Source organism: Methylosinus trichosporium OB3b (assembly GCF_002752655.1).
GTDB classification, from domain to species: domain Bacteria; phylum Pseudomonadota; class Alphaproteobacteria; order Rhizobiales; family Beijerinckiaceae; genus Methylosinus; species Methylosinus trichosporium.
The window spans coordinates 58,683-78,852 of sequence record NZ_CP023737.1; the positions used below are offsets into that span (position 1 = coordinate 58,683).

At 65.6% G+C, this 20,170-nt stretch carries 22 protein-coding genes and 1 pseudogene; 15 read left to right on the forward strand and 8 right to left on the reverse strand.

What is annotated here, in order from left to right; all coding sequences use genetic code 11:
• Positions 1-176: 176 nt before the first annotated feature.
• From CQW49_RS00260 to CQW49_RS00280, 5 genes are all read right to left on the reverse strand, one after another.
• Positions 177-497 (reverse strand): rhodanese-like domain-containing protein, encoded by a 321-nt coding sequence (locus CQW49_RS00260; protein ID WP_003611258.1) that lies wholly within the window; start codon positions 495-497, stop codon positions 177-179.
• An 84-nt stretch (positions 498-581) separates the two neighbouring features.
• A complete protein-coding gene (locus CQW49_RS00265; RefSeq protein ID WP_003611257.1) occupies positions 582-1,745 on the reverse strand; it encodes a L,D-transpeptidase family protein in 1,164 nt (387 codons plus the stop codon).
• 146 nt (positions 1,746-1,891) lie between these two features.
• On the reverse strand, positions 1,892-2,419 hold the full coding sequence (locus CQW49_RS00270) for an adenine phosphoribosyltransferase (protein WP_003611256.1): 528 nt from the start codon (positions 2,417-2,419) through the stop codon (positions 1,892-1,894).
• A gap of 172 nt (positions 2,420-2,591) precedes the next feature.
• Positions 2,592-3,317: an SIMPL domain-containing protein gene (locus CQW49_RS00275; protein WP_003611255.1), complete on the reverse strand. Its 726-nt coding sequence runs from the start codon at positions 3,315-3,317 to the stop codon at positions 2,592-2,594.
• 44 nt (positions 3,318-3,361) lie between these two features.
• Positions 3,362-4,243: an S-methyl-5'-thioadenosine phosphorylase gene (locus CQW49_RS00280; protein WP_003611253.1), complete on the reverse strand. Its 882-nt coding sequence runs from the start codon at positions 4,241-4,243 to the stop codon at positions 3,362-3,364.
• A 167-nt stretch (positions 4,244-4,410) separates the two neighbouring features.
• Between CQW49_RS00280 and CQW49_RS00285 the strand changes: the two genes are divergently transcribed.
• The 6 genes and pseudogenes from CQW49_RS00285 (at position 4,411) to CQW49_RS00310 (ending at position 10,049) form a co-directional block, all read left to right on the forward strand.
• Positions 4,411-4,767, forward strand: coding sequence for a hypothetical protein (locus CQW49_RS00285; RefSeq protein ID WP_003611252.1), 357 nt, complete (start codon positions 4,411-4,413; stop codon positions 4,765-4,767).
• 263 nt (positions 4,768-5,030) lie between these two features.
• A complete protein-coding gene (locus CQW49_RS00290) occupies positions 5,031-5,594 on the forward strand; it encodes a F0F1 ATP synthase subunit delta (RefSeq protein WP_003611251.1) in 564 nt (187 codons plus the stop codon).
• Positions 5,594-7,123, forward strand: coding sequence for a F0F1 ATP synthase subunit alpha (gene atpA, locus CQW49_RS00295; protein ID WP_003611249.1), 1,530 nt, complete (start codon positions 5,594-5,596; stop codon positions 7,121-7,123). The genes CQW49_RS00290 and atpA overlap by 1 nt, the downstream gene beginning before the upstream one ends.
• A gap of 147 nt (positions 7,124-7,270) precedes the next feature.
• Positions 7,271-8,152, forward strand: a complete 882-nt coding sequence (locus CQW49_RS00300) for a F0F1 ATP synthase subunit gamma (protein WP_003611247.1) — start codon at positions 7,271-7,273, stop codon at positions 8,150-8,152.
• A gap of 52 nt (positions 8,153-8,204) precedes the next feature.
• Positions 8,205-9,620: pseudogene (atpD, locus tag CQW49_RS00305) on the forward strand (F0F1 ATP synthase subunit beta); the annotation flags it as partial.
• A 30-nt stretch (positions 9,621-9,650) separates the two neighbouring features.
• Positions 9,651-10,049 carry a F0F1 ATP synthase subunit epsilon gene (locus CQW49_RS00310; RefSeq protein WP_003611245.1) on the forward strand — a complete coding sequence of 133 codons (399 nt, stop codon included), beginning with the start codon at positions 9,651-9,653 and terminating at the stop codon, positions 10,047-10,049.
• Positions 10,050-10,262: 213 nt separating this feature from the next.
• Here the strand turns inward: CQW49_RS00310 and CQW49_RS00315 are convergent, their stop codons facing one another.
• Together CQW49_RS00315 and CQW49_RS00320 are read right to left on the reverse strand one after the other, a co-directional pair.
• Positions 10,263-10,976 (reverse strand): hypothetical protein, encoded by a 714-nt coding sequence (locus CQW49_RS00315; RefSeq protein ID WP_003611244.1) that lies wholly within the window; start codon positions 10,974-10,976, stop codon positions 10,263-10,265.
• A gap of 46 nt (positions 10,977-11,022) precedes the next feature.
• Complete coding sequence (locus CQW49_RS00320) at positions 11,023-11,847, reverse strand: P-loop NTPase family protein (RefSeq protein ID WP_003611243.1); 825 nt, start codon at positions 11,845-11,847, stop codon at positions 11,023-11,025.
• Between the two features lie 252 nt (positions 11,848-12,099).
• On the opposite strand from CQW49_RS00320, the gene CQW49_RS00325 reads away from it, so the two are divergent.
• The 9 genes from CQW49_RS00325 to CQW49_RS00365 all read left to right on the forward strand — a co-directional run bounded on the left by CQW49_RS00325 (position 12,100) and on the right by CQW49_RS00365 (position 19,509).
• Positions 12,100-12,414 carry a 2Fe-2S iron-sulfur cluster-binding family protein gene (locus tag CQW49_RS00325; RefSeq protein WP_003611242.1) on the forward strand — a complete coding sequence of 105 codons (315 nt, stop codon included), beginning with the start codon at positions 12,100-12,102 and terminating at the stop codon, positions 12,412-12,414.
• Positions 12,414-12,737 (forward strand): DUF2849 domain-containing protein, encoded by a 324-nt coding sequence (locus tag CQW49_RS00330; protein WP_003611241.1) that lies wholly within the window; start codon positions 12,414-12,416, stop codon positions 12,735-12,737. The genes CQW49_RS00325 and CQW49_RS00330 overlap by 1 nt, the downstream gene beginning before the upstream one ends.
• Positions 12,734-14,458: a nitrite/sulfite reductase gene (locus tag CQW49_RS00335; RefSeq protein WP_003611240.1), complete on the forward strand. Its 1,725-nt coding sequence runs from the start codon at positions 12,734-12,736 to the stop codon at positions 14,456-14,458. Before CQW49_RS00330 ends, CQW49_RS00335 begins: the two co-directional genes overlap by 4 nt.
• Complete coding sequence (locus CQW49_RS00340; protein ID WP_003611239.1) at positions 14,442-14,942, forward strand: DUF934 domain-containing protein; 501 nt, start codon at positions 14,442-14,444, stop codon at positions 14,940-14,942. The genes CQW49_RS00335 and CQW49_RS00340 overlap by 17 nt, the downstream gene beginning before the upstream one ends.
• Complete coding sequence (locus CQW49_RS00345) at positions 14,939-15,688, forward strand: phosphoadenylyl-sulfate reductase (protein WP_003611237.1); 750 nt, start codon at positions 14,939-14,941, stop codon at positions 15,686-15,688. Before CQW49_RS00340 ends, CQW49_RS00345 begins: the two co-directional genes overlap by 4 nt.
• Positions 15,685-16,602 carry a sulfate adenylyltransferase subunit CysD gene (gene cysD, locus CQW49_RS00350; RefSeq protein WP_003611235.1) on the forward strand — a complete coding sequence of 306 codons (918 nt, stop codon included), beginning with the start codon at positions 15,685-15,687 and terminating at the stop codon, positions 16,600-16,602. Before CQW49_RS00345 ends, cysD begins: the two co-directional genes overlap by 4 nt.
• Positions 16,602-18,215: a sulfate adenylyltransferase subunit CysN gene (gene cysN / locus CQW49_RS00355; RefSeq protein ID WP_003611234.1), complete on the forward strand. Its 1,614-nt coding sequence runs from the start codon at positions 16,602-16,604 to the stop codon at positions 18,213-18,215. The genes cysD and cysN overlap by 1 nt, the downstream gene beginning before the upstream one ends.
• Before the next feature lie 295 nt (positions 18,216-18,510).
• A complete protein-coding gene (locus CQW49_RS00360) occupies positions 18,511-18,888 on the forward strand; it encodes a hypothetical protein (protein ID WP_003611233.1) in 378 nt (125 codons plus the stop codon).
• A 9-nt stretch (positions 18,889-18,897) separates the two neighbouring features.
• Complete coding sequence (locus CQW49_RS00365; RefSeq protein WP_024749413.1) at positions 18,898-19,509, forward strand: prepilin peptidase; 612 nt, start codon at positions 18,898-18,900, stop codon at positions 19,507-19,509.
• A gap of 44 nt (positions 19,510-19,553) precedes the next feature.
• Here the strand turns inward: CQW49_RS00365 and CQW49_RS00370 are convergent, their stop codons facing one another.
• A complete protein-coding gene (locus CQW49_RS00370; protein WP_003611229.1) occupies positions 19,554-20,165 on the reverse strand; it encodes a PulJ/GspJ family protein in 612 nt (203 codons plus the stop codon).
• Positions 20,166-20,170 lie beyond the last annotated feature (5 nt).

Here is a 20,170-nt window from a genome sequence, read left to right on the forward strand (position 1 = left end):
GTCCGACGGCGACGCCGGATGGCGGCGGATCGGGAACCGCCGTCGACTTCGGCGATCCCGTCGGACGCTTGTTCGCGGAGAGATGCGAGCCTGAAGGCTCGCGGTCCAGGGTCGTGCGCTTGGATCGCGAGCTTTCAGGCTCGCGCTTCGGAGATTTCGAAAACAACAGCCTCGCGTCACATGTCGAGAGCGCCGCCGCGGCTGCGCCATCCGCCGGTGCCCGGCGCGTAATGACGAATGTCGGAAAAGCCGGCGTCCTGCGCCGCCTTCAGCGCCTTGGCCGAGCGGCCGCCGGCCTGGCAGACGAGAACGATGGGCTCGCCGCGCGGCAGATCGGCGTCCGGCGAGAAGCGCGATAGCGGCTTGTTCTCGGCGCCGGGAATATGGCCGGCGGCATATTCGTTCGGCTCGCGCACATCGATGATGTGACAGGACCGGTCCTCCACGACGCGGACGAAATCCTCGTGGTCGATGGTCCCCGGAACTCCATTGGTCATTTCGTCTCCTCCTCGCGAACGCAATGTTTCGCGCGAGGGATTCGATGCAAGCGCCGCGCCGTGGCGCCGCGCGAAGGCTCGCTCTCACCAGCCGGCGATGCGCGTGCAGGCGCCGTCCGCCGCGAAGCCGTAGCGCGCGCCGCAGGCATAGGCGGTCGGCGGCTCGCCCGTGCGCTCGAAGAGATCATAGCCCTCCTTCAGATTTTGCCAGAAGGCCGTCCATTGCTGATATTCCGGCGGAACCGCCCAGAAGGTGCTCCAGTCGCCGCGCGTCTCCTTGGCGAGCGCCTCTTCGGTCATGCGGAACGGAAAAATATGCACCGGCACCTCGTGCTGGCCTGCGCGCAGCGCCGCCTCGACGACGCCGTAGATTTCCTCGATGACCTTGTCGGTCATGGCGAAGCAGCCGACAGACTTGCACGCGCCATGCACCATCAGCGCGCCGCCGGTGCGGCCGTTCTGCCGATCATAGGCGTTGGGAAAGCCGATGTTGAAGGCGCGATGATAGGCCGAGCTCGGATGGAGCTGGCGCGCCGAGACGCTGTAGAATCCTTCCGGCGACTGATAATCGCCGGAGCGCAGCTTCGGTCCGAGGCGGCCGGACCATTTGCAGATCGGATAGGTTTTGTAGAGCGAATAGCGGCCGTCCCGCTTCAGCCATAATTCGAGCTCGCCCTCTTTCTTGAAGATGCGCACATAGGCGGCGGCGCCGAGGCGAAAATTGCCGTCCTCGCGACGTTGCAGCGGCCCCGGCGAATCGCTCGTCGGCAGCAGCGACGCGAGCGAGATCGTCGGCGCCGGCGCGGCGGCCGCCTCTTGCGGCGGCGCGGCTTCGGCGAACGGAGCGGAGCTGGCCGGGCCGAATTCGCGCGGACGCAGGGGCGGCTCCGGCGCGATGACCTCTATGGCGCCCAGTGACGCATATTCCATAGGGCGAGGCGGCGGCAGAGGCGCGGCGACGTCGGTGGGCGCATCGACGCGGGCGAGCGCGGCGACGGCCGTTTGCGGCTGCTCGAGGGGCGTGGGCGTCGGCCGCCGCGATGCGAGATTCTGCAACAGGGCGCCAGCGGGCGCGCCGACGAGGCGAGACGTCGCGAGCGCAGTCTCTGGCGATGATCGCGGGACGACGGCGACGCCTGTGTCCGCGGTCGGCGCGTTCCAGGCGAGGGCCGCGAACATGCACGCTTCGACGAGGCCGAACGACAGAGCGGCGGCCAGCAGAAAGAAGCGCGGCTTGCTGGTCCTCATGGGAACCCGTTTACGACGGAACGCGAGCGAGACGAGCCATTACAGAACCCGAACAAGGCAAACAAAAGGCTAATGCGGGGCGGTGAATCGCCCCAGCGCTCTTTCGTTCGAGCGAATTCCGTTCGATCGGAAAGCGCTCTCCCGCGTCAATGGCCCTCGAAGGAGACGAGCTTGCGCACCGGCACGCCGAGCGCTTCGATCTTCTTGGCGCCGCCGAGATCGGGCAGGTCGATCACGAAGCAGGCGGCGACGACCTCGGCGCCGATCTGCTGCAGCAGCTTGATCGCGCCCTCCGCCGTGCCGCCGGTGGCGATGAGATCGTCGACGAGAATGACGCGCTCGCCCTTGACGACGGCGTCCTCGTGCACCTCCATCTCGTCGACTCCGTATTCGAGCGAATAGGCGATGCGAACGGTCGTGTGCGGCAGCTTGCCCTTCTTGCGCACCGGCACGAAGCCAGCCGACAATTGATGCGCCACGGCGCCGCCCAGAATGAATCCGCGCGCCTCCATGCCCGCCACCTTGTCGATCTTGGTTCCGGCCCAGGGCTGCACCAATTCGTCCACGGCGCGGCGGAACGCTCTGGCGTCGCCGAGCAGCGTCGTGATGTCGCGGAACATGATGCCGGGCTTGGGATAGTCGGGAATGGTGCGGATCGCGGAGGCGAGAGGCATGTCGGAATGCTCGCTGATGGTTTGTTCAGCCTCTCCTTACCGCATTCCGAGCGAAAGCGCATCCTTCGCCCATCGCAGGCGGTCTGCGGCTAGCTTGTCCGCTAGCTGCAACTGCGCCATTATCGGACAAACCGGTATGTCTCCGGCGCTTCTACGAATATTGCACCTGACGCTACTTCGGCAGCAGGCGCCAGAGCGTGCGCACATGCGCCTCGAGGCGCTCTTCTCCCGGCCGAATGGCGACGGAGGCTGCGGCTTCCGCCGCCATGCCGCGAGCCGATTTGGCGGACGCATAGGCCATCGGCGCGCTCTGCCCGGCGTCGATCTCGACGAGCTCTCCGAGCTTCATCGCGGCGCCTTCGGCGAGCAGCCGCGCGCGCTTCTGCGCATTGGCGACGGCCTTGCCGAGCAGCGCATCCTCGCGCTCGGCGCGGTCGCTGATGCGAAACTCTACGCCCTCGAGCTGATTGGCGTGGGTGGCGAGGAGCTTGGCGACCAGCTCGCCCACATGCTCGATGTCGCCGGTGGCGACGACGAGCCGGGTCGAGGCGCGAAAGCCGGTGAGCGTCTGCTTGACGATCTGCGTCTTCGGCTCGCGCGCCTCGGCGTAGATCGGCGTCACATCGACGCTGGTCGTCCGCATATCCTTGCGCGCGATTCCGGTGGCGTCGATCTGCTGCATCAGCCCCGTGGACTGGCGCGCCAGCGCGGCGGTCGCTTCCGCCGCCGTCGGCTTCTCGGCGAAGACGCCGAGCGTGACGTCGGCGCGATCGGGCTCCACATGCTCGACCGCCGTTCCGGCGACCTCGACCACGGGATAATCGCGCAGCGGCTTGCCGCTCTGCGCGAGCGCCGGCGCCGCCAGCATCAGGCCGGCGAGCAATGGGACGGTTCGCACGACGATCTCCCGAGTTCGAGCGAGGCTCGCGCAGGAGCGCGGCGTCATTTCGGGGCGCCGCCGGCGCGCGCGAGAATGACGCCGAGCTTGGCGAGGAGCTGCGGATCGCGCGCCTCCGGCGCTGTGAGAATGGCGGTGTCGAGCGCGCGATCCGAGCCGATGGGGCAGGGCTCGTGCGCTTTTGGGAAATCGGCGAGCAGCCGCGCCAGCAGACGGCTGGCCTTGTCGGCGTTGGAGCGCACCACCGCGATCACGGCCGCCACATCGACGTCGTCATGCTCGGGATGCCAGCAATCGAAATCGGTCACCATGGCGATGGTCGCGTAGGAGAGCTCGGCCTCGCGCGCGAGCTTGGCTTCCGGCATTGCCGTCATGCCGATCACGTCATAGCCCGCGCCCTTGTAGCTCAACGATTCCGCATAGGACGAGAATTGCGGACCCTCCATGCACACATAGGTTCCGCCCTTCACGACGCCGATGCTCTCCGCCTCCGCCGCGGCGGCGATCCGCGCCGCCAGCAGAGGCGCGACCGGATGCGCCATCGACACATGCGCGACGCAGCCATTGCCGAAGAAGGAGGATTGCCGGCCGAAGGTGCGGTCGACGAATTGATCCGGCAGTACGAACAGGCCCGGATAGAGCTCCGACTTGAACGAGCCGCAGGCCGAGACCGAGACGAGATCGGTGACCCCCGCCTGCTTCAGCGCGAAGATATTGGCGCGGTAATTGATGCCCGACGGCGACAGCACATGGCCGCGTCCATGGCGCGGCAGGAAGACCACCGGCGTCTCGCCGACCTCGCCGAAATGCAGCGCGTCGGACGGATCGCCCCAGGGGGTCGCGACCCGCTCCTCGCGAATGTTGCGCAGCCCGGGCAAATGATAGACGCCCGATCCTCCGATGATGCCGACCACTGCGCGCGTCATACAGAAAGCCTCTTTCGCTCGTCCCGCTATCCGCGCCTTGTCGCGGACCTCGTTTCAGTTTACCTGAACGCCACGAGATTACGAATGGTTCTTTCGCTATGATTTGTCGACGTCTCCATCGCCGGTGCTTCCCTCATCGGACTTTCCTCTCGTTCGCGATCGTTCTCATGGGGTCCGCGAGCCTTTGTCCGGGGCAATTCGATATCGTGCGGATTTGGCAGAATTTTCTCGCGAGCCGCGTCGCCGCGCTCGATTGCGACGGCGTCGATCCGGCGACCGAGACGCAGTTTTTAACGACGATGCAGGGCGTCTCGTTGCGGGCGGCGATAGCGCTAAAGGAGCGTAACCCGCTGCTCGCGGACAATGAACTGACGAAGCGCGTGGAGCTCGTCGTCGACGGTGTGCGGCAGAATGTCAAAGCCGACATTGCAAGAAACGGCTGCGGGTCGGAGCGTGTTCAGCAGCTCCTGAAGCTGTATCGGCTGCATTCGCGCATGAATTTGGAACTGAAGGCGTTGCCGTGAGCCGGTGCGCCCGGCTCCGCGCCGAGAGTCGCCGGATGGCGCTTTTTTAGGCGGTCTTGGAAACTGCTCGCGCTGCGGTCGCCGCAGGGTTGCGCTGCAAAATGGTCCGTGTTAGGGGACGGGCGCCTTTGGAGCTCTGGCGTCGCCGCCTTTGCTCCTTCCCCCGATAATCAAGTTGCTCGAGGCCATTGCGGGACGCCACCGTATCGCGCGCAACGCGCGCGAGAAGCCTCGAGCAACGTCGATCCGAGAGCGAGACTGAAGTGGCTTCAGGCGGAGACGATCTATCCGGAGTAGCGGGCCGATATGCGTCGGCCCTGTTCGATCTCGCGACGGAGCAGGGCTCGGCCGACGAGGTCGCCGCGGCGCTCGCCGGTTTCGGCGCGCTGATCGAGGAGAGCGCCGATCTGAAGCGCCTCGTGAAGAGCCCGGTGTTCTCCGCCGAGACTCAGATCAAGGCCCTCGGCCCCGTTCTCGCCGGCGCCGAGATCTCCGGCATCGCCGCCAATTTCATCCGGCTCGTCGCCTCCAAGCGCCGCCTGTTCGTCCTCCCCGACATGATCGTCGCCTATAAGAAGCTGCACGACGCCTCCAAGGGGCTCGTGCGCGCCGAGGTGACGGTCGCGGCGCCGCTCGCCGATCATCACGAGAGCGCGCTGCGCGAGGCGCTCGCCGGCGTCACCGGCGGCAAGACCGTGGATCTCGACGTGAAGGTCGATCCGTCGATCATCGGCGGACTCGTCGTCAAGCTCGGCTCCCGCATGGTCGACGCCTCGCTGAAGACCAAGCTCAATTCCATTCGCACACGCATGAAAGAGGTCGGCTGATGGCTATCCGCGCCGCAGAGATTTCCGCGATCCTCAAGAACGAGATCGCTAATTTCGGCAATGAGGCCGAAGTCACCGAGGTCGGTCAGGTCCTCTCCGTCGGCGACGGCATCGCCCGCGTCTACGGCCTCGACAATGTCCAGGCCGGCGAGATGGTGCAGTTCGAGAACGGCGTCACTGGAATGGCGCTCAACCTCGAGAGCGACAATGTCGGCGTCGTGATCTTCGGCTCCGACCGCGACATCAAGGAAGGCCAGACCGTCAAGCGCACGGGCGCGATCGTCGACGTTCCGGTCGGCAAAGGGCTGCTCGGCCGCGTCGTGGACGCGCTCGGCAATCCGATCGACGGCAAGGGTCCGGTGTTCTACGAGTCGCGCTCGCGCGTGGACGTGAAGGCGCCCGGCATTATTCCGCGCAAGTCGGTGCATGAGCCGATGGCGACCGGCCTCAAGGCCATCGACGCGCTGATCCCGATCGGCCGCGGCCAGCGCGAGCTGATCATCGGCGACCGCCAGACCGGCAAGACCGCGGTGGCGCTCGACACCATCCTGAACCAGAAGTCGCTGAACGACGGCGACGACGAGAAGGCCAAGCTCTACTGCGTCTATGTCGCCGTGGGCCAGAAGCGCTCGACCGTCGCGCAATTCGTGAAGGTGCTGGAGGAGCGCGGCGCTCTCGATTATTCGATCGTCATCGCCGCCACGGCCTCCGATCCGGCGCCGATGCAGTTCCTCGCGCCCTTCGCCGGCTGCGCCATGGGCGAGTATTTCCGCGACAACGGCCTGCACGCCGTGATCGTCTATGACGACCTTTCCAAGCAGGCCGTCGCCTATCGCCAGATGTCGCTGCTGCTGCGCCGTCCCCCCGGACGCGAGGCCTATCCGGGCGACGTGTTCTATCTGCACTCCCGTCTGCTCGAGCGCGCCGCCAAGCTCAACGACGATCGCGGCGCCGGCTCGCTGACTGCTCTGCCGGTCATCGAGACGCAGGCCAACGACGTGTCGGCCTATATCCCGACCAATGTGATCTCGATCACCGACGGCCAGATCTTCCTCGAGACGGACCTCTTCTATCAGGGTGTTCGTCCGGCGGTGAACGTCGGCCTCTCGGTGTCGCGCGTCGGCTCCGCCGCGCAGACCAAGGCGACGAAGAAGGTCGCCGGCAAGATCAAGGGCGAGCTCGCTCAGTATCGCGAGATGGCCGCCTTCGCGCAGTTCGGCTCCGATCTCGACGCGGTGACGCAGCGCCTGCTCAACCGCGGCGCGCGGCTCACCGAGCTGCTCAAGCAGCCGCAGTTCTCGCCGCTGAAGATGGAAGAGCAGACCTGCGTGATCTACGCCGGCGTCAACGGCTATCTCGATCCGCTGCCGGTCGGCCGCGTGCGCGCCTTCGAGGATGGTCTGCTGAGCCTGCTGCGCACGCAATATGCGCATATCCTCGAGTCGATCCGCACGACGAAGGATTTGCCGGACGCCACGGCGGCCGAGCTGAAGAGCGTCCTCGACGCCTTCTCCAAATCCTTCGCCTGAGCGCCGCAACCTAGGACCGGAAACATTGGCCCGTCATTGCGAGCGAAGCGAAGCAATCCTGAGCCGCGAGGCGACTCGTCGGTTGCTTCGTCGCTCGGCTCCTCGCAATGACGGCGTCGTTCTGGTCGCAATGAGACGGGTTCTCTCATGCCCTCGTTGAAGGATCTTCGAAACCGCATATCTTCCGTCAAGGCGACGCAGAAGATCACCAAGGCCATGCAAATGGTCGCGGCCGCCAAGCTGCGCCGCGCCCAGGCCGCCGCCGAGGCGGCGCGGCCCTATGCGGAACGCATCGAGAAGGTGCTGGCCAATCTTGCCGGCGGCGTCGCCTCAGGGGCGCCGCTGCTGCTCACCGGCAATGGCCGCGACGAGACGCATCTCCTGATCGTCGCCACCGCCGAGCGCGGACTCTGCGGCGCGTTCAACTCCTCGATCGTGCGTCTCGCTCGTGAGCACATCAACCGTCTGCAGGGGCAGGGCAAGACGGTCAAGATACTCTGCGTCGGCAAGAAGGGCTATGATCAGCTCCGCCGCAATTATGAGAAAAACATCATCGAGCTCGTCGAGCTGCGCGGCCTGCGCCAGATCGGCTTCGACAGCGGCGACGCGATCGGCCGCAAGGTGATCGAATTGTTCGAGAGCGGCGAGTTCGACGTCGCGACGCTGTTCTTCTCGCAGTTCAAATCGGTGATTCAGCAGATCCCGACGGCGCTGCAGCTCATTCCGGCGCAGATTCCGACGAATGAGAATCTGGCGGCGACGAGCGGTCCGCAGCCGTCCTATGAATATGAGCCCGGCCAGGACGAGATTCTGACCGTTCTGCTGCCGCGCAACATATCGGTGCAGATTTTCCGCGCATTGCTCGAGAACGCCGCGTCCGAGCAGGGCGCGCGCATGAGCGCGATGGACAACGCCACGCGCAACGCCGGCGACATGATCAAAAAGCAGACGACGCTCTACAATCGTTCGCGCCAGGCGATCATCACCAAGGAACTCATCGAGATCATCTCGGGCGCCGAGGCGCTCTGACGTCGAGAACAACAGTCGAGAGGACGAGACAATGGCTACCCCCACGAGCACGGGTCACATCACGCAGGTGATCGGCGCTGTCGTCGACGTGAAGTTCGACGATCACCTGCCGGAAATCCTGAACGCGCTGGAGACCACCAATCAGGGCGCGCGCCTCGTGCTCGAAGTCGCGCAGCACCTCGGCGAGAATTCCGTGCGCACCATCGCCATGGACTCGACCGAAGGACTCGTGCGCGGCCAGGCGGTGACCGACACCGGCGCGCCGATCTCGGTTCCGGTCGGCGACGAGATGCTCGGCCGCATCATCAATGTGATCGGCGAGCCGGTCGACGAGGCGGGCCCGATCCAGACGACGGCGCGCCGCGCCATCCATCAGCCGGCGCCGTCCTACGCCGAGCAGGCGACCGAGGCGCAGATCCTCGAGACGGGCATCAAGGTCGTCGACCTGCTCGCGCCTTACGCCAAGGGCGGCAAGATCGGCCTGTTCGGCGGCGCGGGCGTCGGCAAGACCGTCATCATCATGGAGCTCATCAACAATATCGCCAAGGCGCACGGCGGCTATTCCGTCTTCGCCGGCGTCGGCGAGCGCACGCGTGAGGGCAACGACCTCTATCACGAGATGATCGAGGGCGGCGTCAACAAGAAGCCCGAGAACGGCTCCGCCGCCGGCTCCAAGGCCGCGCTGGTCTATGGCCAGATGAACGAGCCCCCGGGAGCCCGCGCCCGCGTCGCTCTGACCGGCCTCACCGTCGCCGAGGACTTCCGCGACAAGGGCCAGGACGTGCTGTTCTTCGTCGACAACATCTTCCGCTTCACCCAGGCGGGCTCGGAAGTTTCGGCTCTGCTCGGCCGCATTCCTTCGGCGGTGGGCTATCAGCCGACGCTCGCCACCGACATGGGCGCGCTGCAGGAGCGCATCACCACGACGACCAAAGGCTCGATCACCTCGGTGCAGGCCATTTACGTGCCGGCCGACGATCTGACTGACCCGGCGCCGGCCGCCTCCTTCGCCCATCTCGACGCGACGACGGTGCTCAACCGCGCCATCGCCGAGAAGGGCATTTATCCGGCGGTCGATCCGCTCGACTCGACCTCGCGCATGCTGTCGCCGGCGATCGTCGGCGAGGAGCATTACGACGTCGCCCGCAAGGTGCAGTCGACGCTGCAGCGCTATAAGTCGCTGCAGGACATCATCGCCATTCTGGGCATGGACGAGCTCTCGGAAGAGGACAAGCTGACGGTGGCGCGCGCCCGCAAGATCGAGCGCTTCCTGTCGCAGCCCTTCCACGTCGCCGAAGTGTTCACCGGCGCGCCGGGCAAGCTGGTCGCGCTCGCGGACACCATCAAGGGCTTCAAGGGCCTCGTCGAGGGCCAGTACGACCATCTCCCGGAGGCCGCCTTCTACATGGTCGGCACCATCGAGGAGGCTGTCGAGAAGGCCGCCAAGCTCGCCAAGGAAGCGGCTTGATCTGACAACTGACAGGGGCAGGACGCCGCCATGGCCACGTTCCACTTCGAGCTCGTCTCTCCCGAGAAGCTTCTCTTCGCGGGAGAGGTCGAGGCGGTCGTCGCGCCCGGCGCCGACGGCCAGTTCACCGTGTTGAAAGATCATGCGCCGTTGATGACGGTGCTGAAGCCGGGCGTCGTCGAGATCGACGACGCCGGCAAGAAGGATCGGCTGTTCGTGCGCGGCGGTTTCGCCGATGTCGGGCTGAGCGGTTTCACCATTCTCGCCGAATATGCGATTCCGGTGGCCGAGCTCGACGCCGCAAAGATCGACGCGGATATCAAGAACGCTGGCGAGGATGTCGCCGACGCCAAGACCGACGAGGCGCGCCGCCTCGCGGCCGAGAAGCTGGATCAGCTGAAAGAGCTGAAAGCGGCTCTGGGGCTGTAAGCTAGAATTTGGACGTTCTCTCCTTCTCCCGCTCTGCGGGAGAAGGTGGCCCTCGCGTCAGCGAGGGTCGGATGAGGGCGCCTACGATTTTGCGAGTCGAATGTCACTTTCGAGGCAGGCGCAGTTGGGCGGACCCTCATCCGACCCGGCTTCGCCGGGCCACCTTCTCCCACGAGTGGGAGTAAGGAGAGCCCTTCGTCGACGTCCCGCCCTTTATTTCAAGAATTCCGCCCCATTCAATTGCTGCCGTAGCTCGAAGCTGCGGAATTGCGTGAAGATCGGCGCCAACCAGGCCTTCAGAGCGGCGCGCACGACGATCGACATGTCGGGCGGCGGCGCGACCAGAAATCCGCTCAATGACAGCGCCGGCGTCTCGAGCGCGCGCGCGATGGCGGCGTCGAGCGGCGCGATGACGAATTTCCGCGACGCCGGATAATGCGCGAGAATTTCCTGCGCGCCGACGCCGAGCGGCGAAGCGCCCTCATTATGGACGACGATCATCGGCACGTCGCTGAAAGCCGCACGCAGCGCGAAGGCGCGCGCGAGGCCCGCCTCGGTAGGATCGGCGTGAAACAGCAGCACCGGCTCGACGTCGTTGCGGCGCGCCTCCTCGACGAAGCCGATCTCCCGCACGGTCGCGAAAAACCGATCATAGCTGCGCGACCACACATCGATGATCTTTGGGGTCTCGTCATTGACGAGCAGCCGATCGAACAGCGAGATCTGTCCCTTGATCTCGGTCGCGTCGATGATGCGCACTTGCGCCGGAAACAGATCCGCATAGCGGGAGGCGTGCGGATCGGTGTCGAATCCTTCGACCGGCGCATGGCGCGAGAGATGGAAGTCCGTCAGCAGCCTCGCGGTCGTCGAAACGCCCGTGCGAGGATGCGGCGAACAGGCGACGAACACGAAGCTGCGTCGTCTCATCTCTCCACTCTCGTCGCGCCGCGCTCCGCCGCGCGTCGCCTTGCAATCAGCGCCCGTCCTTGCCGGAGATCAACTCCAGAAGGCGGATGCGATCGAATTCCTCGGCGATCTTGTTCTGCCAGGTGCGGACATAGCCGCGCAGCACGAAAGAGTGATCGGCGGGATCGCCCTCGGCCGTTCGATTGGAGACGAAGGTCGAGAAGGGCGTGCCGGCGAGCTCGACCTGCTCGTAGGACAATTCGTTCAGCTTGGGAATCGTGATCTCCCCGGCCGTCTGCACCTTGTCGAAATAGCGGCGGTGCGTCACCGGGTCCCATTCGAAAAAGGTGGTGTCGTTGACATGGTTCTTGACGAGGAAATAGTCCGCATCCTCGACATAGGGCGCGATCTCGGCGATCTCGTCGAGCGAGGCGATGGAGGAGCCGAGGACATGAAACAGGATGAAGGTGACCTCGCCCTCTCGCACCGCGTCGAGAAAGCCGGTGTCCTGCAACGCCAGCAGCGCCGGCTCGAGCCCGCCGGCGCGAATGTCGATCACGCTGACCTTGACCTCCGCCGTGCCCAGCGTGTCGATGATCCGCATTTGATCGGAGGTCGAGGTGAGATCGACGATGGTGGTGAGATCGGGATGGAAGCGGCGAAGCGTGCCGCGCGGCGTCTCCGTGTCGAAGGCGCGCGTCAGCACGTTGTTGGCGGCGAGATAGTCGAGCAGCGCGCGCGCGATCGTGGTCTTGCCCACGCCGCCCTTGTCGGCGCCGACGAGGATGACCGCGGGCCTCACCCTCTGTCCGGCGAGCGCTGGCGGCGCCTTCTCCCGTGCGGAAAGGCTTCTCTCGTCACGCTTCGCGTCTCTGGATGGTCTTTGAGCCATGGCCTAGCACCTATAGCGACGACGCCCGGGTCCGGGCTGGAGCAACCTGAACCTTCTAGCATTTATGATTTGCATGCGCCGAGCCTTTTCTCGCCGCGCGTGCGCCGGAAGCGATCGCGACAAAACAACAGTATAATAATGTAGTTTCGTGACGGGCGCCTTCATTCTAAAGTGAATTGACATTCGCGCGCCGACGGCTAAGTAGACCGCGAATTTCATTCGGGCGTCCGCGAGACAGGCGCGGAGAAGGGGATGAGCGTGATACGGGTCGAAGACGCCGACGGCGTCGTTCACGATCTCGAGCCCGTCGAGGGCTGGCGGTTGATGGAGATTTTGCGCGACTACGGCATGGGCATGGAGGGTTGCTGCGGCGGCTCCGTGACCTGCGCCGCTTGTCATATCGTGCTCGATCCGCAATGGGCGGACAAAGTGCCGCCGCCGCGCGACGACGAGCTCGAGAAGCTCGACGAGCTTCCCTTCCTGCACGACACATCGCGGCTCTCCTGCCAAATCATCTGGTCCGACGAGCTCGACGGGCTGAGACTCACTCTCGTGAAGGAGGCGTGATGGCCGCGCATCGTCATCCGCAAATTCTCGTCGCGAGCGATCTCTCGCTGGGCGATGTGGTCGTGCTCGGCGCCTCGGGCTGGGAGCGCGACGTCGCGAGCGCGAAAATTGCTTATGACGGCGCCGAGGCGGCCGCTTTGGAGGCTGTCGCCAAGGCGGAGGCCGCCGCCAATCGCGTCGTCGACTTCTACCTCGTCGATGTCGCCGTCGCGGATGGGACGCCGACGCCCTTGCACTTTCGTGAGAAATTCCGATTCGTGGGGCCGAGCGTGCGGCCCGATCTCGGCAAGCAGGCGGCGCGCAGCGAGGGAGACGGCAGATGACCGCGCATGATCCGACTCTGCCGCCGCGCCCCAACGCCGCGCCGATCGGCTACGCCTATGACGAGCACGACCGCGCCTTCGTGCGCGAGCGGGTCGCCGAGTTCCGCGGGCAGGTGGAGCGTCGTCTCGCCGGCGCGCTCACCGAGGAGGAGTTTCGTCCGTTCCGCCTGATGAACGGGCTCTATTTGCAGCTGCACGCCTATATGCTGCGCGTCGCCATCCCCTATGGCACGCTGACTTCGCGGCAGATGCGCCGTCTCGCCGAAATCGCCGACCGCTGGGACAAGGGCTATGGCCATTTCACCACGCGGCAGAATCTGCAGTACAACTGGCCCAAGCTCGTCGATGTTCCCGATATTCTCGAGGCGCTCGCCGATGTCGACATGCACGCCATTCAGACATCGGGAAATTGCATCCGCAATGTGACCGCCGATCATTTCGCCGGCGTGGCCGCCGACGAGATCGAGGATCCGCGCGCCACCGCGGAGTTTCTGCGTCAATGGTCGAGCGCTCACGCCGAGTTCAGCTTCCTGCCGCGCAAGTTCAAGATCGCCGTCACCGGCGCCGAGCATGATCGCGCCGCGGTGAAGGTGCATGACATCGGGCTGCGCATCGTGACGAACGACGCCGGCGAGATCGGCTATGAGGTGATCGTCGGCGGCGGGCTCGGCCGCACGCCCTTCATCGGCAAGGTGCTGCGCGAATTTTTGCCGCGCGCCGATCTGCTGGCCTTTCTCGAGGCGGTCCTGCGCGTCTACAATCGCTTCGGCCGGCGCGACAACAAATATAAGGCGCGCATCAAGATCCTCGTGCATGAGACCGGGATCGACGAAATCCGCGCTCAAGTGGAGGCGGAATTCGCCGCGATGGATCGCGCGCCCTTCGCCTATGACGGCGAGGAATTCGCGCGCGTCGCCGGTTTCTTCGGAACGCCGCCTTATGAGGATCTGCCCGAGCGCTCCGAGGCGCTCGAGAAGGCCAAGGCCGAGAGCGCCGCCTTCGCCGCTTTCGCTGCGGTCAATGTCGCGCCGCATCGGCAGGCCGGCTATGCGATCGTCACTGTGTCGCTGAAGCCGATCGGCGGCATTCCAGGCGACGCCACATCGGCGCAGATGCGCGCGCTGGCGGACGCCGCCGATACTTACGGATTCGGCGAGCTGCGCGTCAGCCATGAGCAGAACATTATTCTTCCGCATGTGAAGAAGGACGATCTCCTCGCGCTGTGGCGCGATCTCGACGCGGCCGGCCTCGCCACCGCCAACGCCGGGCTCGTCAGCGACATCATTTCTTGTCCCGGACTCGATTATTGCGCGCTGGCGACGGCGCGCTCCATTCCGATCGCGCAGGCGATCTCGAAGCGCTTCTCCGACCTCGAGCGCCAACGCCAGATTGGTCCGCTGGGTATAAAAATCTCCGGCTGCATCAACGCCTGCGGCCATCATCACGTCGGCGCGATCGGCATTCTCGGCCTCGAGAAAAAGGGCGTCGAATCCTATCAGATCACGCTCGGCGGCGATCCGACGCTCGACGCTGCGATCGGCGAGCTGATCGGCCCCGGCGTCTCGGCGGAGGAGGTTCCCGACGTGATCGAAAATCTCGTCGAGCTCTATCTCGCCGAGCGGCAAGAGGCCGAGCGCTTCATCGACACATGTCGGCGCATCGGCCATAAGCGTTTCAAGGAATCGGCGCGCCGGGAGGGCGAGGATGGCTCTGGTATCTGACGGCGCTTTCATCGCCGACGACTGGCGTCGTCTCGCCGATGAGGAATCGCTTCCCGCCGCGGGCAAGGTGATCGTCTCGCTGGAGCGTGTCGCTGCGGCGCTGGCCGAGGCGCGGCTCTCGGGTGTCGGCGTCTATGTCGCCAATACGATCGATCCGCAGGCGCTCGCGCCGTTTCTGGCGCGGCTGGCGCTTATCGACATCGCCTTTCCCGCCTTCACCGACGGGCGCGGCTTCTCGCTCGCGCGCCTGTTGCGGCGCGCGGGATTTTCTGGCGAATTGCGCGCGAGCGGGCGATTGACGCCGGATCAATATCTGCATGCGATCGGCTGTGGCGTGGATCGGATCGAGATACCGGACGATCTCGCGGCGCGCCATGGCGAAGCCAATTGGGCGAAGGCGTTGCGCGCCCGCAGCCTCTCCTATCAACGCGGCCATGCCGGCGGGGCGTCGATCCTCGAGCGACGCAGAAAGGGCGCGGCATGAAGCCGTCCATCGTCGAAATTCTGCAGCCGCGCCTCGCCGCGCTCGATCTCGATCATCGGCTGAAGCTGGCGCGCGAGGTCATTCCGGGCCGCATGGTCTTCACCACCAGCTTCGGCATAGAGGATCAGCTCGTCACCCATTCGATCTTCACGCAGGGCCTCGAGATCGATGTCGTGACCATCGACACCGGCCGCTTGTTCGAGGAGACGGTCGAGCTGTGGGAGCGCACCGAGGCGCGCTATGCGCGCCACATCCGCCCCGTCTATCCACAGCCGGAGCCGCTCGCAGATTTCGTCGCCGAGCACGGCATCAACGCCTTTTATCGCTCGGTCGAGCATCGTAAGGCGTGCTGCGAGATTCGCAAGGTCGAGCCGCTCGGCCGCCTGCTCGCCGGCGCCTCGGCCTGGGTCACGGGCCTGCGCGCCGATCAATCGCAGGCGCGCGAGGGCGTACGACTCGCCGAGCTCGACGCCGCGCGCAAGCTGGTGAAGCTCAATCCGCTCGCCGATTACACGCGCGAGATCATCGTCGAGAAGATCGAGGAATTCAGCGTGCCGGTGAACGCGCTGCATGCGAAGGGCTTTCTCTCCATCGGCTGCGCGCCCTGCACGCGCGCGCTCGAGCCCGGCGAGAGCGAGCGCGCCGGCCGCTGGTGGTGGGAAGAGGACCAGAAGAAGGAATGCGGGCTGCATGTCGGGCCCGACGGCCGCCTCACGCGCGGCTCGGCGCCGGAGGGGGAGCGATGAACGCGCCGTCGGTCAAGACTCTCGGCCATCTCGACAAGCTCGAGGCCGAGAGCATCCATATCATGCGCGAGGTGGTCGCCGAATGCGAGCGGCCGGTGATGCTCTATTCGATCGGCAAGGATTCGGCGGTGATGCTTCATCTCGCGATGAAGGCCTTCTATCCGTCGAAGCCGCCTTTCCCGCTGCTGCATGTCGACACGACCTGGAAGTTTCGCGAGATGATCGCTTTTCGCGATCGGCGCGCGGCGGAGACCGGGCTCGAGCTGCTCGTCTACACGAACCCGCAAGGGCGCGAGATGAACATCGATCCGACCGTGCATGGATCGCAGTTGCATACGCAGATCATGAAGACCGACGCGTTGAAGCAGGCGCTGGACAAATGGAAGTTCGACGCGGCCTTCGGCGGCGCGCGGCGCGACGAAGAAAAATCCCGCGCCAAGGAGCGCGTGCTCTCCTTCCGCAACGCCCAGCATCGCTGGGACCCCAAGGCGCAGCGGCCCGAGTTCTGGCGGCTCTACAATGCGCGCAAAGGTCCGGGCGAGAGCCTGCGCGTGTTTCCGCTCTCCAATTGGACCGAGGCGGATGTGTGGGATTATATCGCACGTGAAGGCATTGATGTGGTGCCGCTCTATTTTGCGAAGGAGCGGCCCGTCATCGAGCGCGACGGCATGCTGATCATGGTCGACGACGAGCGGTTGAAGCTCCGCGAGGGCGAGACGATTCAGCAGAGAATGGTTCGGTTCCGCACCCTCGGCTGCTATCCGCTGACCGGCGCCATAGAGAGCGCGGCGGCGACGCTCGAGGAGATCATCGCCGAAATGCGCGCGAGCCGCTCCTCCGAGCGTCAGGGACGCGTCATCGATCATGACGGCTCCTCCTCGATGGAGCAGAAGAAGCAGGAGGGATATTTTTGATGCATGGCGGCCTCGCTTCGCCTTCGCCGCCGCGCTCGACCGGCGGGCCTTCGCCTGCGGACAAGCCGCTGCTGCGCTTCATCACCTGCGGATCGGTCGACGATGGAAAATCGACGCTGATCGGTCGGCTGCTCTATGACGCCGATCTCGCGCCCGACGATCTCATCGCGGCGCTCGAGCGCGATTCGAAGAAGCATGGAACGCAGGGCGACGATCTCGATTTCGCTCTGCTGGTCGACGGCCTCGCCGCCGAGCGCGAGCAGGGCATCACCATCGATGTCGCCTATCGCTATTTCGCAACGCAAAAGCGCAAGTTCATCGTCGCCGACACGCCCGGCCATGAGCAATATACGCGCAATATGGCGACCGGCGCCTCGACCGCGGAGCTCGCCGTGCTGCTGGTCGACGCGCGCAAGGGCCTACTCGATCAGACGCGCCGACACAGCATGATCGTCTCGATGCTCGGCGTGCGCCATGTCGTCGTCGCCGTCAACAAGATGGATCTCGTCGCCTATTCGCAGGAGATCTTCGACGCGATCGAGCGCGACTTCCGCGCCTTCGCCGCACCCTTGCGCTTTCTGTCGATCACGCTCATTCCGCTCGTCGCCAAGGACGGCGACAATCTCGTGCGCGCCAGCGACAAGATGGGCTGGTATCAGGGGCCGCCGCTGCTCGGCTATCTCGAGAGCGTCGCGCTCGACGACAATGCGCGCGTGCTGCCGTTTCGCTTCCCCGTGCAATGGGTGAATCGGCCGAGCCACGACTTCCGCGGCTTCTCCGGTTTCATCGCCGGCGGCAATGTGATGCCGGGCGACATCGTCCGCATTCTGCCGACCGGACGCGACACGCGCATCGCGCGCATCGTCACCGCGGATGGCGATCTCGCTCATGCGGTCGCCGGCCAGTCGGTGACGCTGACGCTGACCGAGGAGATCGACGTCTCGCGCGGCGACATGCTGGTGTCGCCGGTCTCGCCGGCCAAGATCGGCGATCGTCTCTCGGCCAAGCTGTTATGGCTAGTGCGCGAGCCGCTCGCGCTCGACAAGAGCTATCTGTTGAAGCTCGGCGCGAAGACGACGCCAGCCGCGGTGAAGACCGTGTCCTCGCACATCCGTATCGAGAGCGGGCTCGCCGAGCCGGCCGCCACGGGCGCGACGCTCGCCTTCAATGAGATCGGCGAGGCGGAGCTCGCGCTCGACACCGCCGTCGTCTGCGATCCTTACGAGGAGAATCGCGAGACCGGCGGCTTCATCCTCATCGATCGCGTGACCAATGAGACGGTCGCCGTCGGCATGGTGCGCCATTCGGCCTGGGCCGAACGCGGCGCGCGCAATGGCGTCGAGGCGAGCTATGCCTCGATGGAGGGCGTGCCGACGCCGCCGCGCCTGGCGGGCCCGACGCCGCTGCGCAGCCTCGTCAAGGCGCTGTCCTGGCGCGTGCCGGGCAGCCTCATCACTTTCGGCGCGGCTTTCGCCTTCACCGAGGATTTGCGCGTCTCGGCGGCGATCACCGGAACCGAGATCGTCTGCAAGATCGGGCTCTATTATCTGCATGAGAGAGTGTGGACGCGCTTTCGCCTCGGCATGAAGCCGACGGATGACGCAGGCCTGTAAGATCGCGCGCGAGCGGGAAGGCTCGCGCCGACAGGTCAATCGGGTGAAGGATAAGATCCGCGACCCTCGTCCTCGAGGAGCCGCCGCAGGCGGCGTCTCGAAGGGCGGCGGTGGGGCGAAATCTTTAGGTTTCTCCCCGTCGCCGCCCTTCGAGAGGCCCGCTTCGCGGGCTTCTCAGGGCGTGGGTTGGGGATTTAGTCGTTTACCCGATGGGTCTGGTTTCCAGGCGATCTACATTGCCTGAAAAAGCCGCGTCGGCTAAGTTGCCGCTCATCGACAGAGCGGAGTGGGTCGCATGCGCGGTGGAACATTGTTCGGGCTCGGTCTGGTTCTCATGGCCGCGTCCGGCCCCGCGCGCCCGGCGCGCGCCGATGTGAGCATGGACCCGCACGCGCTCCAGCATTATTCCTTCTGCGTCGGCGAGGCGCAGGACAATCGCGCCGTCGTACTGATGGACCGGTATCGCATCTATCGCTGTCACGGCGACATCGCCATTTCCTATTTCAACTATCTCGGCCGTCGCGGCGTCCGCGACGAGCGCGTCGAGGAATATAACGGCGTGTTCCTCTATCGGCGCATCGCCGGCGGCATTGGACGTTGCTGGAACCGCATCGCCGACGAGGCCTTCCGCCCCGTCTCCGAATATGGATGCGACATCAACGAGGACCTGTAAGCGGCGGCGATGCGGCGACAGCTTCGCCGCTGCGCGCGGCTCGGCGCGCCCGCGCGCATGATCCTTCTCGCGCAGGGAGACGGGCGCTCGCTCGCTCATGTCGCCTGGATCGCGCTCGCCGGCGCGGGACTGCTGCTCGTCGACGCCGGATCGCTCGGCTGGTGGGGCCTGCCGACGTTGGCGCTGCTCGCCGCTCTCGCGCTCGTCGCGCTGTTCGACGCGCGCTATCTGCTGATCCCCGATGGGCCGCTGCTGGCGCTTCTGCTGTGGGGCGTCGCCCTGCTGCCCTTTCTCGAGATGAGCGCCATTCTGGACCGGCTCGCCGCGGCCGGCGCCGGCTATGCGGCGCTGCGCGGCGCCGATCTCGTCTATGCGCGTTTACGCGGCCATGCCGGGCTCGGTCCCGCGGACTCCCGCCTGTTCGCGCTCGCGGGACTGTGGCTCGGCCTCGCGGCGCTGCCCGGCTGCCTTCTCATCGCCTGCGGCTCGGCGCTGATCTCGGTGCTTCTCGAAAGGCGCGCGCTCGTCGACGCGCGCGAGCCCTTTCCCTTCGGGCCGCATCTCGCGCTCGGGTTTTGGATGTCCTGGTGCGTCGGGCCGTTCGAGCTCGGCTCGACTTGACGCGAGGGCTCTGGAGAGCGAGCCTTCGGGCTCGCCCTTCGACGTCACGAATCCGGATGCTGGCGAATTGCGACGGTGAAGGATGCGTCGATGCGCTTGCGATTGCGTAGAGCGACGAGCTTCACGGCGATGAGCTGCGGCGCGGTGTGCTGGTCGATCCAGCTATTGGTCCAGCGCGGCGGCGCGTCGGCCGTAGCCGCGCCGAAATAGGAGAGTTCGAAGGTCTCGACGCCGGCGAGCGCCTTGACCGGCCGCCCGCGCTCCGACCCGCGCCAGCTCTGCGCGCGAAACACATTGGTCCAGATCGAGAGATCGTGGCCGGAAAGCCCGATTTCCGTCAGCATCAGCCCCGCCCAGCTCGCGCCGCCTTCATAGACCGTCACGAGACGCAGATGGTCGCCGCTCCCGCGGATGGTCACCATCTGATCCTGATCGTTCTGCGCCACGGGGAGGGGAATGGCGCGCGCGAGAATGGCGGCGATCGCATTCGCCGCTTCCTCGACCTCGCCGACGCTCTCGTAATCGCGGCCTGTCTCCCAGGCGCGCTTGCCGAGATGCAGGCCGCCGAGAATCGCGGCGGTGATCATCGCGAGCAGAGTGACCGCGAGCAGCACCTCGAGCAAGGAGAAGCCGGCCCTCCGGCGCGCGATTTTCATGTGCC

What these genes read in the sequence shown, in the direction of transcription:
- CQW49_RS00260 (WP_003611258.1), bottom strand. Translation starts at nt 497, where the DNA reads ATGACCAATGGAGTTCCGGGGACCATCGACCACGAGGATTTCGTCCGC.
- CQW49_RS00265 (WP_003611257.1), bottom strand. Translation starts at nt 1,745, where the DNA reads ATGAGGACCAGCAAGCCGCGCTTCTTTCTGCTGGCCGCCGCTCTGTCG.
- CQW49_RS00270 (WP_003611256.1), bottom strand. Translation starts at nt 2,419, where the DNA reads ATGCCTCTCGCCTCCGCGATCCGCACCATTCCCGACTATCCCAAGCCC.
- CQW49_RS00280 (WP_003611253.1), bottom strand. Translation starts at nt 4,243, where the DNA reads ATGACGCGCGCAGTGGTCGGCATCATCGGAGGATCGGGCGTCTATCAT.
- CQW49_RS00285 (WP_003611252.1), top strand. Translation starts at nt 4,411, where the DNA reads ATGGGGTCCGCGAGCCTTTGTCCGGGGCAATTCGATATCGTGCGGATT.
- atpA (WP_003611249.1), top strand. Translation starts at nt 5,594, where the DNA reads ATGGCTATCCGCGCCGCAGAGATTTCCGCGATCCTCAAGAACGAGATC.
- CQW49_RS00300 (WP_003611247.1), top strand. Translation starts at nt 7,271, where the DNA reads ATGCCCTCGTTGAAGGATCTTCGAAACCGCATATCTTCCGTCAAGGCG.
- CQW49_RS00310 (WP_003611245.1), top strand. Translation starts at nt 9,651, where the DNA reads ATGGCCACGTTCCACTTCGAGCTCGTCTCTCCCGAGAAGCTTCTCTTC.
- CQW49_RS00315 (WP_003611244.1), bottom strand. Translation starts at nt 10,976, where the DNA reads ATGAGACGACGCAGCTTCGTGTTCGTCGCCTGTTCGCCGCATCCTCGC.
- CQW49_RS00320 (WP_003611243.1), bottom strand. Translation starts at nt 11,847, where the DNA reads ATGGCTCAAAGACCATCCAGAGACGCGAAGCGTGACGAGAGAAGCCTT.
- CQW49_RS00325 (WP_003611242.1), top strand. Translation starts at nt 12,100, where the DNA reads ATGAGCGTGATACGGGTCGAAGACGCCGACGGCGTCGTTCACGATCTC.
- CQW49_RS00330 (WP_003611241.1), top strand. Translation starts at nt 12,414, where the DNA reads ATGGCCGCGCATCGTCATCCGCAAATTCTCGTCGCGAGCGATCTCTCG.
- CQW49_RS00335 (WP_003611240.1), top strand. Translation starts at nt 12,734, where the DNA reads ATGACCGCGCATGATCCGACTCTGCCGCCGCGCCCCAACGCCGCGCCG.
- CQW49_RS00340 (WP_003611239.1), top strand. Translation starts at nt 14,442, where the DNA reads ATGGCTCTGGTATCTGACGGCGCTTTCATCGCCGACGACTGGCGTCGT.
- CQW49_RS00345 (WP_003611237.1), top strand. Translation starts at nt 14,939, where the DNA reads ATGAAGCCGTCCATCGTCGAAATTCTGCAGCCGCGCCTCGCCGCGCTC.
- cysD (WP_003611235.1), top strand. Translation starts at nt 15,685, where the DNA reads ATGAACGCGCCGTCGGTCAAGACTCTCGGCCATCTCGACAAGCTCGAG.
- cysN (WP_003611234.1), top strand. Translation starts at nt 16,602, where the DNA reads ATGCATGGCGGCCTCGCTTCGCCTTCGCCGCCGCGCTCGACCGGCGGG.
- CQW49_RS00360 (WP_003611233.1), top strand. Translation starts at nt 18,511, where the DNA reads ATGCGCGGTGGAACATTGTTCGGGCTCGGTCTGGTTCTCATGGCCGCG.
- CQW49_RS00365 (WP_024749413.1), top strand. Translation starts at nt 18,898, where the DNA reads ATGCGGCGACAGCTTCGCCGCTGCGCGCGGCTCGGCGCGCCCGCGCGC.
- CQW49_RS00370 (WP_003611229.1), bottom strand. Translation starts at nt 20,165, where the DNA reads ATGAAAATCGCGCGCCGGAGGGCCGGCTTCTCCTTGCTCGAGGTGCTG.